The sequence below is a fragment of the Lactobacillus sp. UBA5813 genome (assembly GCF_002417895.1).
Lineage (GTDB): Bacteria > Bacillota > Bacilli > Lactobacillales > Lactobacillaceae > Lactobacillus > Lactobacillus amylolyticus.
In genome coordinates this window covers 94,472-110,637 of the sequence record NZ_DICZ01000044.1, presented here as the reverse complement: position 1 = coordinate 110,637, position 16,166 = coordinate 94,472, and the positions used below count along the sequence as shown (strand labels likewise).

General features: G+C 38.5%; 14 protein-coding genes. 1 reads left to right on the top strand and 13 read right to left on the bottom strand.

Translation table 11 applies throughout. The features are described from left to right. Positions 1-88: 88 nt before the first annotated feature. From B2008_RS07965 to B2008_RS07930, 8 genes are all read right to left on the bottom strand, one after another. Entirely contained in the window at positions 89-1,108 is a 1,020-nt protein-coding gene (locus B2008_RS07965) for an NAD(P)H-dependent glycerol-3-phosphate dehydrogenase (protein WP_281829846.1), read from the bottom strand. Positions 1,109-1,140: 32 nt separating this feature from the next. Further along, positions 1,141-1,977 carry a prolipoprotein diacylglyceryl transferase gene (lgt, locus tag B2008_RS07960; protein ID WP_281829847.1) on the bottom strand — a complete coding sequence of 279 codons (837 nt, stop codon included), beginning with the start codon at positions 1,975-1,977 and terminating at the stop codon, positions 1,141-1,143. After that, entirely contained in the window at positions 1,974-2,939 is a 966-nt protein-coding gene (hprK, locus tag B2008_RS07955; RefSeq protein ID WP_281829849.1) for an HPr(Ser) kinase/phosphatase, read from the bottom strand. The genes lgt and hprK overlap by 4 nt, the downstream gene beginning before the upstream one ends. A gap of 30 nt (positions 2,940-2,969) precedes the next feature. Continuing rightward, positions 2,970-4,086 (bottom strand): peptide chain release factor 2 gene (gene prfB / locus B2008_RS07950; RefSeq protein WP_281829851.1). Its coding sequence is split into 2 segments (ribosomal slippage): positions 2,970-4,013 and positions 4,015-4,086, totalling 1,116 coding nucleotides; the frame shifts between segments, so codons are not numbered across the junction. A 53-nt stretch (positions 4,087-4,139) separates the two neighbouring features. Further along, positions 4,140-6,545 carry a preprotein translocase subunit SecA gene (secA, locus tag B2008_RS07945; protein ID WP_281829852.1) on the bottom strand — a complete coding sequence of 802 codons (2,406 nt, stop codon included), beginning with the start codon at positions 6,543-6,545 and terminating at the stop codon, positions 4,140-4,142. Between the two features lie 149 nt (positions 6,546-6,694). Further along, positions 6,695-7,240, bottom strand: a complete 546-nt coding sequence (gene hpf, locus B2008_RS07940) for a ribosome hibernation-promoting factor, HPF/YfiA family (RefSeq protein ID WP_281829854.1) — start codon at positions 7,238-7,240, stop codon at positions 6,695-6,697. A 93-nt stretch (positions 7,241-7,333) separates the two neighbouring features. Beyond that, positions 7,334-8,029, bottom strand: coding sequence for a ComF family protein (locus B2008_RS07935; RefSeq protein ID WP_281829856.1), 696 nt, complete (start codon positions 8,027-8,029; stop codon positions 7,334-7,336). Next, complete coding sequence (locus tag B2008_RS07930) at positions 8,026-9,312, bottom strand: DEAD/DEAH box helicase (protein ID WP_281829857.1); 1,287 nt, start codon at positions 9,310-9,312, stop codon at positions 8,026-8,028. The genes B2008_RS07935 and B2008_RS07930 overlap by 4 nt, the downstream gene beginning before the upstream one ends. 44 nt (positions 9,313-9,356) lie before the next feature. On the opposite strand from B2008_RS07930, the gene B2008_RS07925 reads away from it, so the two are divergent. Next, a complete protein-coding gene (locus tag B2008_RS07925) occupies positions 9,357-10,019 on the top strand; it encodes a YigZ family protein (protein WP_281829858.1) in 663 nt (220 codons plus the stop codon). 40 nt (positions 10,020-10,059) lie between these two features. Here the strand turns inward: B2008_RS07925 and B2008_RS07920 are convergent, their stop codons facing one another. The 5 genes from B2008_RS07920 to B2008_RS07900 form a co-directional block, all read right to left on the bottom strand. Then, the gene (locus tag B2008_RS07920; protein ID WP_281829860.1) at positions 10,060-11,244 is read right to left on the bottom strand and encodes a glycosyltransferase family 4 protein; all 1,185 of its coding nucleotides are present in this window, start codon (positions 11,242-11,244) and stop codon (positions 10,060-10,062) included. Positions 11,245-11,349: 105 nt separating this feature from the next. Continuing rightward, positions 11,350-12,984 (bottom strand): ribonuclease Y, encoded by a 1,635-nt coding sequence (gene rny / locus B2008_RS07915; RefSeq protein ID WP_414672003.1) that lies wholly within the window; start codon positions 12,982-12,984, stop codon positions 11,350-11,352. A 122-nt stretch (positions 12,985-13,106) separates the two neighbouring features. Then, complete coding sequence (recA, locus tag B2008_RS07910) at positions 13,107-14,219, bottom strand: recombinase RecA (protein ID WP_281829861.1); 1,113 nt, start codon at positions 14,217-14,219, stop codon at positions 13,107-13,109. A 192-nt stretch (positions 14,220-14,411) separates the two neighbouring features. Beyond that, the gene (gene pgsA / locus B2008_RS07905; RefSeq protein ID WP_281829862.1) at positions 14,412-14,990 is read right to left on the bottom strand and encodes a CDP-diacylglycerol--glycerol-3-phosphate 3-phosphatidyltransferase; all 579 of its coding nucleotides are present in this window, start codon (positions 14,988-14,990) and stop codon (positions 14,412-14,414) included. Positions 14,991-15,023: 33 nt separating this feature from the next. Next, entirely contained in the window at positions 15,024-16,115 is a 1,092-nt protein-coding gene (locus B2008_RS07900) for a helix-turn-helix domain-containing protein (protein WP_281829863.1), read from the bottom strand. Between the last annotated feature and the right edge of the window lie 51 nt (positions 16,116-16,166).

Sequence of the window (16,166 nt, the reverse complement as noted above, 5' to 3'; positions counted from 1 at the left end):
ATTAAAACGTTCTGACAACAAATTTGATTATAAACAACTTTAAGATATAAAAAAGTGCCTGCATTAACAGACACTCCTTTCTCTTTTATTAAAGACGAATTTCAGGTTTAGGACTTCTGCCCATCATCTTTTTAATTTCTTCATCAATATCAGCATCTTCGTAAAGAACACGGTAAACTGCTTCACTAATTGGCATATCGATGTTCTTTTCTTGAGCTAATTCATGGACAGCTTTAACTGTAGTAGCACCTTCAACAACTTGGCCCATGTTCTTCAATACATAATCTAAGCTCTTGCCTTCACCAATTTGCTTTCCAGCACGCCAGTTTCTTGAGTTAACTGAAGTACAAGTTACAATCAAATCACCAATACCTGCTAAACCACTGAAGGTCATTGGCTTAGCACCAAAATAGTTAACACCCAAACGGGTAATTTCTGCAAGACCACGAGTCATTAAGGCAGCCTTAGCATCATCGCCGTATTTTTTACCAACTAAAATACCGGCAGCAATTGCAATTACGTTCTTCACGGCACCGCCAACTTCAACACCGATCAAATCATCATTGGTGTAGAAACGAACGTAGTTGTTAGAAAACTTCTTTTGCACAAACTTGGCATTTTCTTCATTTTCTGAAGCACAAGCAATCGCTGTCAAATCTTTTTGAGCAACGTTTTCTGCATGACTTGGGCCTGAAATAGCAACAATCTTGTCACTGTCGTTTGGATAAACCTCTTCAGTTAAAATTTCTGAAATCAGCTTCTTGCTTCCTGGTTCAATCCCTTTGGTAGCAGTCACAAGCAATGGCTTAGCACCCGTTTTATCAAAAACTTTGCGTACATTTTTAGCAACAATTCTAACAGCTTTGGTTGGTAATACGAATAAGACGATCTCTGCACCATCCAAAGCTTTTTCAAGGTCTCCAGTTGCTGAAGTGGTTGGATTTAGCTTCCAATTCTTCATGTAATGGCTGTTAGTATGAGTAGCATTGATTTCTTCATTTACTTTATCGATGTTACCGTAAAGAATTACGTCATTACCATTATCAGCGAGCATGGAACCCAACACCGAGCCCCATGAACCATTACCTAAAACTGCAATTTTTGTCATTTTGTCTCTCAATCTTTCTAACTGAATTTCTTCTATCTCGTATATGGATATTTTAAACCACTACCATCAAGATACCACTTTGGCTTAACTTTGACACGACGATAGATCAATAAAATCAATGTCACTATAAATAAAATTAAGCTCAAGGCCTGTGATGCTCGAATTATACCGAAAATATACAAACTATCCGTTCGCAATCTTTCAACAAAGAATCTGACTATCGAATACCATAATAAGTATGACATAAAAACTTCGCCCTGTTTATAAAAATGTTTTTTATGGCGCAAACTTAAGATAATTATTAATCCTATTAGATTAAAAAAGGATTCATAAAGAAACGTTGGCTGATAATAGACTCCACCGATTTTCATTTGTTGAATAATAAATTCTGGCAAGTGCAAGCTTTGTAGAAAATGCAAGGTAGTCGGTCCACCATGGGCTTCTTGATTAACAAAATTGCCCCAGCGACCCAAAATTTGAGCAGCCATGACTCCGGGAGCAATGATGTCCAACATCAAAAATGGCGGCAGCATTCTTTTATAGCAGAAGACAAGCAAAACGATCAGGCCGGCAATTAAACCGCCATAAATCGCTATTCCACCATTCCAGATCGCAATAATCTGATCAGGATGCTGTGAATAATAGCCCCATTCAAAAATAACATAATAAATCCGGGCACCGACATAGCCTAAAGGTACCGCCCATAGCAATAAGTCAACAAAGTCATCACTCATGATATGTCGCTTTTTGCCTTCGCTAATTGACATCCAAGTAGCCAGGACAATTGCTACTGCCATGATAACGCCATACCATTTGACGCTAAAATTGCCAATTTGGATGGCATTACGGTTTAGTACACAGAAAATCATTTTTGATTATTTTCTCTTTTCGTATCTTTTCTAGAATTGTCAGAAATCAAATTTGCTAAATTATCATCAAAGACTTGGGTGGCATCATAGCCCATTTTCTTAGCTCTGAAGTTCATTGCTGCAACTTCAATAATGATTTCAATATTGCGTCCAACCTTAACTGGAATCGTTACTTGTGGAATTGCAACATTGCATATTTCACGCGTGTCTTCATTAAAGCCCAGTCGGTCGTAATTGGCATTCTTATCCCAGTTGACCAAGTTGATCACTAATTGAATTTCCGTTCTGTCTTTTACAGCACCGGCACCAAAGAGGTTCATAACATCAATAATACCAATTCCACGAATTTCCATTAGGTGCTTCAAAATCTTAGGGGCTTCACCCATGACAGTTTCATGGTCTTTTTGATAAACGTCAACCCGATCGTCTGCGATTAAACGGTGGCCACGTTGAACCAGACCTAAGGCGGTTTCAGACTTACCAACACCAGATGCACCTGTCAAAAGCACACCCATACCTTTGATTTCAACCAAAACGCCGTGGATGCTGGTTCTAGCTGCCAATCTTTGCCGCAAATAATCCGTCAAAATACTTGATAAGTAGGTTGTGGAATTAGCCGATTGCAAAATAGGAATTTTAGCTTCATCGGTTGCTTGCTTTAATTCTTCAGGAATTGGCAAAGAACGTGAAATTAAAAAGCAAGGGGTATCAGGCGTACACATTTTTTTAAAAACATGCGTCCGAATATCATGATCAAGCCGAGCCGCATAAGAGATTTCAGTACGACCCAACAATTGAATTCGCTGCTTTGGATAAAAGTCAAAATAGCCGGTTAATTCAAGGCCAGGTCGATAAATATCTGAAACTTTAATCTCCTTATCGGCAACGTAGCTTTCTCCTTCATAGACATGAATAATGCTGATATCACGAATTAATTTAGTTAATTTTACTGATTCTACCATTTTTTTGCCTCATCTAATAATGGACTAATTCTAATCTGGGTTTTCTTGACTTAAGCGCCACTGCAAATAGGCATAAATAAACGGCTGCAATTTGCCATCCATTACCCCATTAACATCAGCTGTTTCATAGTTGGTGCGCAGATCTTTAACCAGATTATAAGGATGGAAAACATATGAACGAATCTGTGAACCCCAGCCGATTTCTTTTTGATCGCCCTTAAGTGCCTGCTTTTGCTTTCTCTTCTTTTCTTCTTCCAAATGGAAAAGCTTAGCTCGCAATTCATTCATCGCTGTCTCGCGGTTTTGCAATTGAGAACGCTGAGCCTGAGAAGTCGTTACAATTCCAGTAGGCAAGTGGGTAATTCTTACCGCACTTGAAGTTTTATTAATGTGCTGACCGCCAGCACCACTAGAACGATAAACATCAATTCGTAAATCTTTAGGATCAATATCAATTTTAATACTATCGTCTATTTCTGGAATAACTTCTACAGAGGCAAATGAAGTGTGCCTTCTTTTAGCAGAGTCGAATGGCGAAATTCTAACCAAACGGTGCACGCCATTTTCAGACTTCAGCATCCCATAGGCATTTTTGCCACTTACTCGAATGCTAACGCTCTTTACACCAGCTTCTTCACCTGGCTCATAGTCATTGATTTCAAACTTAAAGCCAACACTCTCGCAGTATCGCTGATACATTCTCAGTAGCATGCTAGCCCAATCCATTGCTTCCGTTCCACCTGCACCAGGATGAATTTCAACCAAGGCATTATGACTGTCATATTTGCCCGACAGAAGCAAGTCTAGCTCATAATTATGAAAAGCAGACTGCAGATGAGTTAAATTGTTTTCAACTTCTTCCTGCAGCTCCTTATCTGGCTCTTCTTTGATTAATTCAAGAGCTGTCGTTTCATCTTCATATTCCTTTTTCAATTCAAGAAAGGAATCTCTTTTTTCTTTTAAAAGATTAATTTCACTAATTAATTTTTGAGCCTGATCCTGATCATTCCAAAAGTTCGGCTCTGCCATTTTTTGTTCATTGATTCCGATGCTTTCGTCAATTGCATCTAAGTCAAAGAGACCCCCTAAAGTGATCTAAACGCTTCTTCAAATCGTCTAGCACACTTTGAATTTCACTAATTTCCATTGCTTCCCTTTTCAAAAAAAGAGGAGAAAACTCATTGCTTTCTCCCTCTTTCATTATCTACTTAAGTTTTGTCTGATTTCTGCTTTCATGAACAAACGAGTTACATCAAATTCAATGTTTGAAATCATTTCTTCAAACATTCTGTAACCAGAATCTTGGTATTCAACCAATGGGTTCAATTGACCATAACCACGAAGACCAATTGATTGCCGCAATTGATCCATTGCATCAATATGATCAGTCCAATGATCGTCAACCACCCGTAAGATGACTACCTTTTCAAACTCAAGCATTTGTGATGGATCGCCAAGAGCTTTTTCTTTTTCTTCGAAGTTCTTTTCTACGATATCATAAAGTTTTTGCTTTAAATCCTTAACGCTAATCGTCTTGTAATCAATTGAATCAGCAACTTCTTCATTGGTTAAACTTGAAACGATAAAGTCACGCAGTGAGTCAACACGCCAATCTTTATGATCACCTTGAGTAAACATGTTGATTTGGTGGTCAATTGTTCGGTGAATCATTGGAATAAGAACATCTTTCAATGATTTGTCAGCTTCAATGACTTGCATTCTTTCACCGTAAATGATTTCACGCTGAATTCTCATAACATCATCGTATTGCAGTGTTTGTTTACGAGTATCGTAGTTGTTACCTTCAACACGTTTTTGAGCTGATTCAACTTGACGCGTGATCAAACGACTTTCAATAACTTTATCATCATCATTATCAGATAGACGGTCCAAGAAGTCCTTTACTCTATCTCCACCAAAACGCTTCATCAAATCGTCTTCAAGTGAAAGGTAGAACCGAGAATAACCAGGGTCACCTTGACGACCAGAACGTCCACGAAGCTGGTTATCGATACGACGTGACTCGTGTCTTTCAGTACCAATAACGGCTAAACCGCCAAGTTCTTTAACACCAGGCCCTAATTTAATATCAGTACCACGACCAGCCATGTTAGTGGCAATCGTCACTGCTCCACGTTGACCAGCATTCATAATAATTGCGGCTTCCTTAGCGTGGTTTTTAGCGTTCAAAACTGCGTGAGGAATACCTGCTTGATCAAGCATCTTGCTCAAACGTTCTGAGCTTTCAATTGCAACCGTACCAACCAAAACAGGTTGTCCCTTAGCGTGACGATTTTTAATTTCTTCAACAACAGCATGGAATTTTGAATCCAAAGTTGGGTAAAGAATATCAGGCATATCTTTTCTGATAATTGGCCGGTTTGTAGGAATAGTGATTACCTGCATGTTGTAAATTTCACGGAATTCTTCTTCTTCAGTTTTTGCAGTACCAGTCATCCCTGACAATTTCTTATACATTCTGAAGAAGTTCTGGTAGGTAATCGTTGCTTGAGTCTTAGATTCCTCTTGAATCCTAACTCCTTCTTTTGCTTCAATAGCTTGGTGCAAACCGTCTGAATAACGACGGCCTTCCATTACACGTCCAGTAAATGAATCAACGATCATTACTTCGCCGTTTTGAACAACGTAGTCAATATCCTTCTGCATAATGTAATTTGCACGCAAAGCTTGATCAATGTGGTGAACAAGTTTTTGGTTTTCAACATCGTACAGGTTCTTCAAGCCAAAGTGCTTGCAGGCCTTTTCAATTCCAGTTCTTGTCAATGAAATGGTCTTAGTTGGCCAGTCGATCTTGTAATCGCCTTGATCTACATCTGAAGCTTCATCTTCTTCGTCATCGCTCTTGTCTTCAAGCAAAGTCTTAACAAAGCGGTCAGCACGAATATAGTCACTATTAGCTTGTTCAGCTTGACCAGAAATAATCAATGGCGTTCTCGCTTCATCAATCAAAATTGAGTCAACCTCATCGATGATGGCATAGTTTAAAGGACGTTGAACCATTTGTTCCTTATAAACAACCATGTTATCACGCAAGTAATCAAAACCAAGTTCTGAGTTGGTTGAATAAGTAACATCACAGTTATATGCTTCACGCTTTTCATCAGGTGACATTGAGTTTAAGTTTAAGCCAACAGTTAAGCCAAGCCACTTGTATAGCTGACCCATTTCGCTTTCGTCACGGCTTGCTAAATATTCGTTAACCGTAACAACGTGAACCCCTTTACCTTCAAGGGCATTCAAATAAACTGGCATTGTGGCAGTCAAAGTCTTACCTTCACCAGTCATCATTTCAGCAATATTACCAAAGTGTAAAGCAATCCCACCTAAGATTTGAACATGGAATGGATATAAGCCTAAAACACGCTTTGCTCCTTCACGAGAAACAGCAAAAGCTTCTGGCAAAATGTCATCCAAAGTTTCACCGTTCTTTAAACGTTTACGAAATTCTGGTGTTTTTGCTTTTAATTCTTCATCGGAAAGCTTGCTCATTTCGTCAGCATAGCTTTCAACTTTTTTTGCAATCTTTTCAAATTTTTTCAATTCACGCTTATCAGCGTTATAAAGTTTCTTTAAAATATTTGCCATTAAATCGGTCCCTTATATGTCGAAAGTCTAATAATACAGTTTAATTTTACCATAATTGCGATCAAATTAAAAATATTCGTTTCATTAAATATCAAAGCAATAAAAAAGTCTGGAAAAACCAGACTCAAAAAACTATTACTAAGTTTTTGTTATTCATTAGTTTCGATTAAGCCGTAACGGCCATCGTTTCTGCGGTAAACAACGCTTGTACCATTAGTTTCAGCGTCTTGGAATACAAAGAAGTCGTGTTCCAACATATTCATTTGCAAAATAGCTTCTTCTGGATCCATTGGTTTCAAGCTAACACGCTTGTTACGAACAATATCAAATTCAGCTGGCTTCTTTTCTTCTTCTTCAGGAGCTTCAACAAAGAAGTCGTGCAAACCTTTTTCACGGCTCTTTCTGTTTACACGTGTCTTGTACTTTCTGATTTGACGTTCCAATTTTTCTGAAACGAAGTCAATACTGCGATACATATCGTCCGTGGTTTCTTCAGCTCTCAAAACTAAGTAAGGTAATGGAATAGTTACTTCTACTTTTGCTGAGTGATCACGGTAAACCTTTAAGTTAACGTGGGCAATCACATCTTGAGATAATTCAAAGTATTTCTCCAATTTATTCAAACGTTTTTCAACGTAGTTTCTTAAGGCATCAGTAACTTCAATATTTTCACCACGAACATTGTATTTTAACATATAAGATTCTCCTTTCACCGCTATGCGATTTTTCTTTACAATTTCATTATACCAAAAAATGTAAGCGTTTAGCATTAATTTAATAACAATTGATTAATGACAAATTGCAAAGCTTTCAATTTTTGCTTGTGGAAACACTTCTAAAAGCTTGTCTCGCGCATTATATAAGGTTCTTCCCGTGGTATAAATGTCATCTAATAATAAAAATCTGTCATTACTAATATTATCGTTGATTGGGGCATCTTTAGCAACAAAAAAGCCTTGTGGCGTTAGCAGCCGTTGACGCTTATTCTTTTCACCCTGTGCTCCTGTGCCTTCTTTCTTTTTTAGAAAATAGCTAAGCGGCAGCAAATCTGCAAAGATTGCACTAACTGTATCAAATTGTCTTCGTTTTTGATGCTCCGGTGATGTAGGTACTGGTACGTAATAATCAAAATGGTATTCTTGAATTTCTTTTCGAATCAACTCTTGCAAAATTTCTCGAAGACAGTAATCGCCGTAACTTTTATAATTCACCATTAAGTCATGAAAAGCATCACTGTAACGGTAAACAGCATGATTTTTAAGCAAATTATCGGGATAAATCTTTTGCCAATCTTTACAGTCCAAACATAGTCCGCTTTTTCCCACATTTTTATCACAATTTGGACAGCGTGTTTTGCCTAATCTTGGAAAACGTTTAAGACATTGCCGACAAAGACGAACCTGTCTCTTTTTTTGCGGTGATAAAAGATCCAGCAAGTTGAAATCAGCAGCGAAATACTGACCACAGAGCAGACATTCAATCATCGATTCATCTCCTTAATTTGCTTGACTGCTAAATCAATCTTGGCCGTATATTTGTGATAGCAATAAAGCACTAGCCCATCTTGATCGTTTTTATCTCTACCAACTCTGCCGGCAATTTGAACTAAACTCGCTGTAGTATAGATTGGATCATCAGCCGCAACAATAATAACCCACACATGTTTGAAAGTTACGCCTCGTTCTAAGATAGTCGTTGTGATCAATAAATCTAGTTGTCCTTCACGAAACTGCTGGACTTTCTTAATTCTTTTGCTATCTGCAGCATGGACGCCGGCAATGTGCACTTTTTTCAAAGCAGGGTCGGTCCTTAGTGCCTGCAAATAAATATTAACTTCATCTATTCGCGGAACAAATAAAAGCAAAGGATGGCCCGTCGCTAAAACTTTTTTTACTTCCCGCAATAGATTTGGATTAATTTTATTCTTTTTCAGAAATGGTCGTAAAAACAATTTTTCTTTAGGTACAGGCAACAATCCACCATGAAACCGGCGATTTAATTTGACGATTTCTAATTCGTCGCTTTTTGCCTCTAAGAGCAGGTCTTCCGTTGGCGTAGCTGTTAAATAAACACGAACTCCCGTCTTTTTTACTGCATTCTTAGCCGCAAAGTGCAACTGACTGTTTCCTACATAAGGAAATGAGTCAACTTCATCAATAACTAAAAGGTCAAATGCCTGATAAAACTTTAGCAATTGGTGCGTTGTGCAAATCGTCAATTGATCGTTTTCCGGATCATGATATTCACGGCCATGATATTTGCCAATTTTAATTTTGGCAAAGGCTGCTTCAAAACGAGGATAGAGCTCATTTACAACGTCAATTCGCGGCGTCGCTATACAAGCTCGTTTTCCCTCTTTCATGCAAGCAGCAATCAATTCAAACAGCATTTCTGTTTTACCGGCCCCTGTAACAGCGTGAACCAAAGTATTCTTCTTTTTGTTAAAATTTTCCAGCAAGGCCGTCGACACTTTTTGCTGCTGCGATGTTAATTCTCCTTGCCAAGTCATTCCGCCATTTTTTAATTTTGGAAAAAGCCGATTATCTGCTGGCAGGCGAATCAAACTGTCTCCTTCACAGATTCGTCCCAGACCAATACAGGCACGACAATATTTTTTACCTGATGGCAATTCTCCTGAAACACGGCTGCCACAACGATTGCAATAAAAGTTTTCAATTGCTGGAATTTTATTAGTATCTGCACTTATGCTAAAATCCTGTTGATTGCTCGTCCATTGTCGACCAGCTAATTGGGGTGAATTTTCCATTTTTTGTCCTCCTAAAATATATATACGTAAAAAGAGGCGATTTTTTGTCAAAAAATGAAAATTTCTTAACTATCAAAGAAAATGGCACTAATGAGATTATTATTAAAAAAAGCAGATTCATTGCCAGCATAGCACGCAGCAATACGGTTGAAGAAGCAATGGCATTTATTAAAAAAATAAGCAAAAAGTACCATGATGCAAATCACAATACTTATGCTTACACGATTGGTCTCAATGATGATCAAGTAAAGGCTAGCGACAACGGTGAGCCTTCAGGTACGGCTGGCATCCCTGAATTGAGAGCACTCCAACTGATGAAGCTTAAAAACGTGACTGTGGTCGTTACCAGATATTTTGGTGGCATTAAGCTGGGTGCCGGCGGATTAATCAGAGCCTATTCAAACAGCGTAACCCAAGTTGCCGAAAAGATTGGCGTCATTAAACGGGGTCTACAGCAAGAACTGATCTTTTCTGTTGCCTATAATCGCTTTGATGAAGTTAACCACTACCTTAAAGAAAAACAAATTTTCATTGCAGATACCAATTATGCAACTGATGTTCAAATTAAAGTTTTTCTGGATGAAGAAAACCAAAAGCAATTCGAAGACGATTTAACTAATTTGTTGGCTGGCAAAGTAAAGTTCACGTTAGGCGAAAAGCGCTACAATGAAATACCCGTGACGCAAAACAATTTTCATGAACAATAAAAATGAGCTTGAGAAAAATTATCTCAAACTCATTTTTGTTTTACTTATTTTTCTTATCGTCTTGAACTTTAAATTGCTTATCCGGACGTTTTAATTGATTTGGCTTTTCCTCACCCAAATGCCAAACCTCAACTTTTGGATCCCTCGTACTTCGAGAATTGATAACTTTCTGCATCAAATGCATGAGCGGTTTGTATTTTTCACCCAAAAGTCCAATTGATTCAACAAATAATTCAAGGGCAAACAACAATGCCAGAATTAATGGCCAAATTCCCCAAGCTGGTGAAAGCAGGAACAACAATGAAATAAAAGAAAAAATTAAAGATAAAGCATAAATTGTCAAAACTGTTTGTCGATGAGTCAATCCCATCTTCATTAATTGGTGGTGCAAGTGATGCTTATCGGCCTGCGAAACTGGGTGCTTGTTCAGCTTCCGCCGAATCATCGCATAAATGGTATCAGTAATTGGAATCCCTAAAATTATAATTGGGACCAGCAATGAAATGAAAGTAACGTTTTTCAGGCCTTTAAGCGAGAAAATCGAAATCATGAACCCAATATACAATGCTCCCGTATCACCCAAGAAAATTTTGGCTGGATGAAAATTGTACGGTAAAAAGCCCAATAAACAGGCCGCCAGCATAAAGCAAGCAATTGGAACATACAGTTCATGGGTATGTAAAAAGAAGTAGCCGACGATTCCCATCGTAGTTAGAGAAATCATCGATACGCCATCAGCTAAACCATCAAGCCCGTCAATCAGATTGACGGCATTAGTCAAAGCCAGAATCCAAAAAATGGTGATTGGCATGCTCCACCAGCCTAAAGTTATTTCATGGTGAACGAACGGCAGATTAATAACATTCATTCGGATGCCTGCCAAGAAATAAACCACCAGGGATGCGATAAAGATGCCAAACATCTTCTGTCGAGGCTTTAATTCAAGAATATCATCAATCATACCGGTCAAGACAATAACGCTTGAGGCAAGCAAAATTGAAAATAATTCATGGGTTGGAAATTGCTCACGCAAAAGAATAAAGCAACCGATATTAAAAGTCACGAAAATACTCAAGCCACCAATTGTCGGCATTGGCTTTTTGTTAACTCTTCTTGCATTAGGATTATCTACGGCTCCTAAAACAAAGGCCAATCTTCGAATAAACGGCGTGATGGCCGCCTGGATAATGACCAGAAAGAATAAATCAACAATAATTTTAAACATTTTTGACTGCTTTCTTTAAGAAGTTTTCCTCTCATTATACAAGGACTTTGAGATAACAATCAAGTTTAAGTAAAGCAAAAAGCGCTCAGCTCTTATGCCGAACGCTTATTTAGCAATTGCAAACACTCGTTTTTCACGAATAACCGTAATCTTAATATTACCTGGGTAATCAAGTTCTTTTTCAACTTGGTTCTTAATGTCCCGTGCCAATACAGTGATACGATCGTCTGAAATTTCATCAGGCTCAACCATAACCCGGACTTCACGTCCTGCTTGAATCGCATAAGCCTGCTTTACTCCTTGGTAGCTCTTGGCTATGTCTTCAAGTTCAGTCAGCCGTCTAATGTAGTTTTCAAGACTTTCGCTTCTTGCACCCGGACGAGCTGAAGAAATCGTATCTGCCGCTACTACAAGTTCAGCAATAAACGATAACTTCGGTACATCTCCGTGGTGAGCCGCAATCGCATTAACTACTATATCTGATTCATGATATTTACGAGTCAATTCAACCCCAATCTCAACGTGTGAGCCTTCAATATCATGATCAATTGCTTTACCAATATCGTGTAATAATCCCGCGCGAACTGCTAGTTTTTCATCTAGACCAAGTTCTGCAGCCATTGTACCTGCTAATTTTGCAACTTCAATTGAGTGTGCTAAAACATTTTGACCATAAGAAGTACGATATTTAAGTCGGCCTAAAGTCTTCACTAATTCAGGATTCATCCGGTGAATTCCCAAATCCATCAAAGCACTTTCACCTGCTTCATAAATATCGTCATTTACTTCTTTACGGGCCTTATCAACCATCTCTTCAATGCGAGCTGGATGAATTCGACCATCCTTAATCAAACGCTGCATTGCTCTTTTGGCAATTTCTCGTCTGATTGGATCAAAACCGCTCAAAGTAACGACCTTCGGCGTGTCATCAATAATTAAGTCGATTCCTGTCAAAGCTTCAAAGGAACGAATATTGCGTCCCTCACGGCCGATAATTCTGCCCTTCATTTCTTCATTTGGCAAATCAACTACAGAAACCGTGGTTTCTGCAACTGTATCAGCTGCCGAGCTTTGAATCGCATCAACCAATATTTGATGAGCAAAACGATCAGCTCTAGCTTGAACTTCTTCATTGCTATTTCTAATCATTTCAGCTCGTTCTTTAACCAATTCATCTGAGAGCTGACTCAAAACAAGCTTCTTAGCTTGTTCCTTATCCAGATCAGCCACCTCATAAAGTTTTTGTCGACGTTTTTCGACTAACTCATTGGCATCTTCTAGCTTTTTGTTTAAATTAGCTTCTTGCTGCTTTAATTGATCTTCTTTTTGTGAGAGGCCAGATTCTTTTTCCTCCAATAAAGATTTTTGATGATCAAGAGTATCTTCACGCTGTCCTAGACGATTCTGCAAACGTAAAATTTCATCACGTTTTTGATTCAAACTGTCTTCGGTTTTTTGTCGATATTCTTGAATTTCTTCTTGTGCTTCAAGAATTTTTTCTTTTTTGGTGTTTTCTGCACTTTGTTTAACTGCTTCCGCAGCCTGTTTTTGTGCATTTACTTCAGCTTCAGCAGCAGTAACCCGTGCCTTGGCATCAGCAAGAATGTGGTCAGCATCATTCTGTGCATTTTGGGCTTTCTTTTCCCAAGAATTTTTTCGAATTGCATAGCCTGCGCCTAATCCCACTAAAAGTGAAACAATAGCAACCACGGCGGGAATTAGAATTTCATTTACCATCATTACTATCGCCTTTTTTTAGAATTATTCACACAGTCTTATGATAAAGAACTGGAATGCACATGTCAATCAACAAGAAAAAACCTTGGAATTAAAATCCAAGGTCAAGGTTGATTTCTTCAACTTTATTTGCTTTTACTGGCTGCTTCTTTTTTCTCGGCAGTTTCTTTTGCTTCTTCGCTCTTTTCAGCGGCTTCACGTTTTTCTTTTATCTTTTCAGGATTTTCACGGTCGGCAATGGATTTTTCATCAATACCATAAGCTTGACGAACTTGAGTTTCAATCTCTTGATAAATATCTGGGTGATCTTCCAAGTATTTCTTAGCATTTTCACGTCCCTGTCCAATTCGATCAGACTTATATGAATACCATGATCCAGCTTTATCGATAATATTCTTATCAGCTGCCATATCCAAAAGTTCACCACTTTGTGAGATGCCTTTGCCATACATCATATCTACTTCGGCAACCTTAAATGGTGGGGCAACTTTGTTCTTAACAACCTTAATCTTAACGCGGTTACCTAAAACATCACCAGACTGCTTAATTTGTTCAGCTCTTCTTACTTCAAGTCTAATCGTTGAGTAGAACTTCAAAGCACGACCACCTGGCGTAGTTTCAGGGTTACCAAACATGACACCGACCTTTTCGCGAATCTGGTTAATGAAGATTGCAATGGTTTTTGTCCTAGAAATTGTTCCTGAAAGCTTTCTAAGAGCCTGGCTCATAAGACGAGCCTGCAAACCAACATGGGCATCACCCATTTCACCTTCAATTTCTGCTCGTGGAACCAAGGCAGCAACTGAATCGACAACTACAATGTCGATAGCACCACTGGAAATTAAAGTATCAGCGATCTGCAGACCTTCTTCACCAGTATTTGGTTGTGACAAAATCAAAGAATCAATATCAACGCCTAAAGCTTCCGCATAAGCTGGATCCATAGCGTTTTCGGAATCGATATAAGCAGCCGTACCACCGCGCTTTTGTACTTCAGCTACGGCATGCAAAGCAACCGTCGTCTTACCTGAAGATTCAGGACCATATACTTCAATAATTCTCCCACGTGGATAGCCACCAACACCAAGGGCTGCATCCAATGCAATTGAACCGGTTGGGACAGTTGAAATTTGCGTATCGGCTTTTTCACCCATCCGCATAACAGCGCCCTTACCAAAGTTCTTTTCAATCTTTTTGAGGGCCGCATCTAAGGCAGCCTTTTTTTCATCTTTGGCCAAACTATTTACCTCCTATGGAAATTACATATTAATTATACTTTGACTCTTTAGCAGATTGCAAGGAAAAAGCGAACGAGCGTTCAAGCATTTTATCCTCTATATTATAAATACGAAAAAAATTGCTATTTTACTGTAGAAAATAAAAAAGATTGGATAAATCCAATCTTTTTTATGATTTATTTGATTATCAAACTACATTGAGCCCTTGAATACGCCCCATGATGAATGAAAATAATCGTAACCGGAGTAAACGGCAAAGATTAAAGCGATGTAAAGCAAAACAGTTCCGATATAGAATGGATCACCTAAAAGCAAGAAAATAATTGAAAGCATTTGTGCTGTGGTCTTGATCTTGCCTGGCATTTTAGCAGCGATAACTTCACCATCATTTTCAACAACGATTAAACGTAAACCAGTTACTGCAAGTTCACGACAAACAATAATTGCAACTACCCATGCTGGAGCTAAATTAAGTGAAACCAAGAAAATGAAGGCAGTCATTGTCAACATCTTATCAGCAAGTGGGTCAGCAAACTTACCGAAGTTGGTAACCAAATTGCGTGAACGAGCAATATGACCATCAAGCCAGTCAGTAGCAGAAGCTACTGCAAATACTACAACAGCAATCACTTGAAGCCAAGAAATTACTGTTCCGTGTGCTACACCGACTGTAGCAGTATAGCCGCCTGTTGCTCCTCTAAAAATAATAAGCAACATAAATACTGGAATCATAAAGATTCTAAACATTGTTAATTTATTAGGTAAATTCATTTTTATCTCCTCTAAAATACCACTCTAATCAAACTAACGGTTACCAGCGTCATTGCCTTTATCGTTATTGTTTTGACTGCTTTGTTGGCCTTGACCGCTTTTACCTTGATTGTTTTGACTGCTTTGTTGGCCTTGACCGCTTTTACCTTGGTTGTTTTGGTCATTTTTAGTCTGGTTGCTCCGCGTAGTTGAAGATTGCGTTTGACTTGATTGAGTCTGACTCTGATGACTGCTGCTTTGTTGCTTGTTGTATGAGTTAGTAGTTGAACTGCTCTGTGTACTGCTTTGCGTGCTTGAGCTAGAAGAACTGATTTGTGAACTTGCTTTACCAATCAACAAGGTAATTGTTCTAGATTGACCAGTGGTAGTATATGGAACTTTTTTACCGGCAATCTTAATTGAAGTATCAGTATCATTACTCAAAGTAATAGCAACAGTTTTGGCACCGCTTGACAAGTTCAAGCTATCTTTGCTGTTTGCAGCAATGGCCTTACGTTGCACTGTAGCCCCATTAACAGTAACTGTAGCAGTTACGGCTTGAGAACCAGCTTTAATAGTCAACTTGCGGTTATTCTTAAGCCCGGTAACACGATATTTGTTGTTGCCCAAAGAAGTTACCTTAACATTGCTCTTCCTAACAGCCGAAGATGAGCTTGACTTAGAAGAAGTTTGTGAAGAAACAGCCACATTGTTATCATTATTACTGCTTTGTCCACTTGAAGAAAGACGCGCATATAAGAAGTAGACTACTAAGACGACGATGATTACGCCTAAGCAAATAGCAATCCGTGGCAAATAGTTCTTCCACATATTCTTCTTATTATCTGTGGTCTCACGAACTTCCTCACTCTTGTTGTCAATTGAATTTTCAACATATTCATCTGGATCTGACTTCGGTACATCTTGTTGATAATCACTCAACAATTCCTTACCATCTAATCCGACGATTTGAGCATATTGTCTAATAAATGCTCTGACATAAAAATCACCAGGAAGCTTATCAAAATCGTTCTGTTCGATTGCCTCCAAATATCTGCTTTGAATCTTTGTTGCCTTTTCAATATCCGCAATCGAAAGACCTTTAGCTTCTCTAGCACTGCGTAATTTATCTCCGATATCAGCCATATTTACCTCTTCAAATTTTAGATTAACAAATTGAGTATATCATAAATTTTT

Coding starts and splice junctions, on each gene's coding strand:
- B2008_RS07965 (WP_281829846.1), bottom strand. CDS start 1,108: ATGACAAAAATTGCAGTTTTAGGTAATGGTTCATGGGGCTCGGTGTTG.
- lgt (WP_281829847.1), bottom strand. CDS start 1,977: ATGATTTTCTGTGTACTAAACCGTAATGCCATCCAAATTGGCAATTTT.
- hprK (WP_281829849.1), bottom strand. CDS start 2,939: ATGGTAGAATCAGTAAAATTAACTAAATTAATTCGTGATATCAGCATT.
- secA (WP_281829852.1), bottom strand. CDS start 6,545: ATGGCAAATATTTTAAAGAAACTTTATAACGCTGATAAGCGTGAATTG.
- hpf (WP_281829854.1), bottom strand. CDS start 7,240: ATGTTAAAATACAATGTTCGTGGTGAAAATATTGAAGTTACTGATGCC.
- B2008_RS07935 (WP_281829856.1), bottom strand. CDS start 8,029: ATGATTGAATGTCTGCTCTGTGGTCAGTATTTCGCTGCTGATTTCAAC.
- B2008_RS07930 (WP_281829857.1), bottom strand. CDS start 9,312: ATGGAAAATTCACCCCAATTAGCTGGTCGACAATGGACGAGCAATCAA.
- B2008_RS07920 (WP_281829860.1), bottom strand. CDS start 11,244: ATGTTTAAAATTATTGTTGATTTATTCTTTCTGGTCATTATCCAGGCG.
- rny (WP_414672003.1), bottom strand. CDS start 12,984: ATGATGGTAAATGAAATTCTAATTCCCGCCGTGGTTGCTATTGTTTCA.
- pgsA (WP_281829862.1), bottom strand. CDS start 14,990: ATGAATTTACCTAATAAATTAACAATGTTTAGAATCTTTATGATTCCA.
- B2008_RS07900 (WP_281829863.1), bottom strand. CDS start 16,115: ATGGCTGATATCGGAGATAAATTACGCAGTGCTAGAGAAGCTAAAGGT.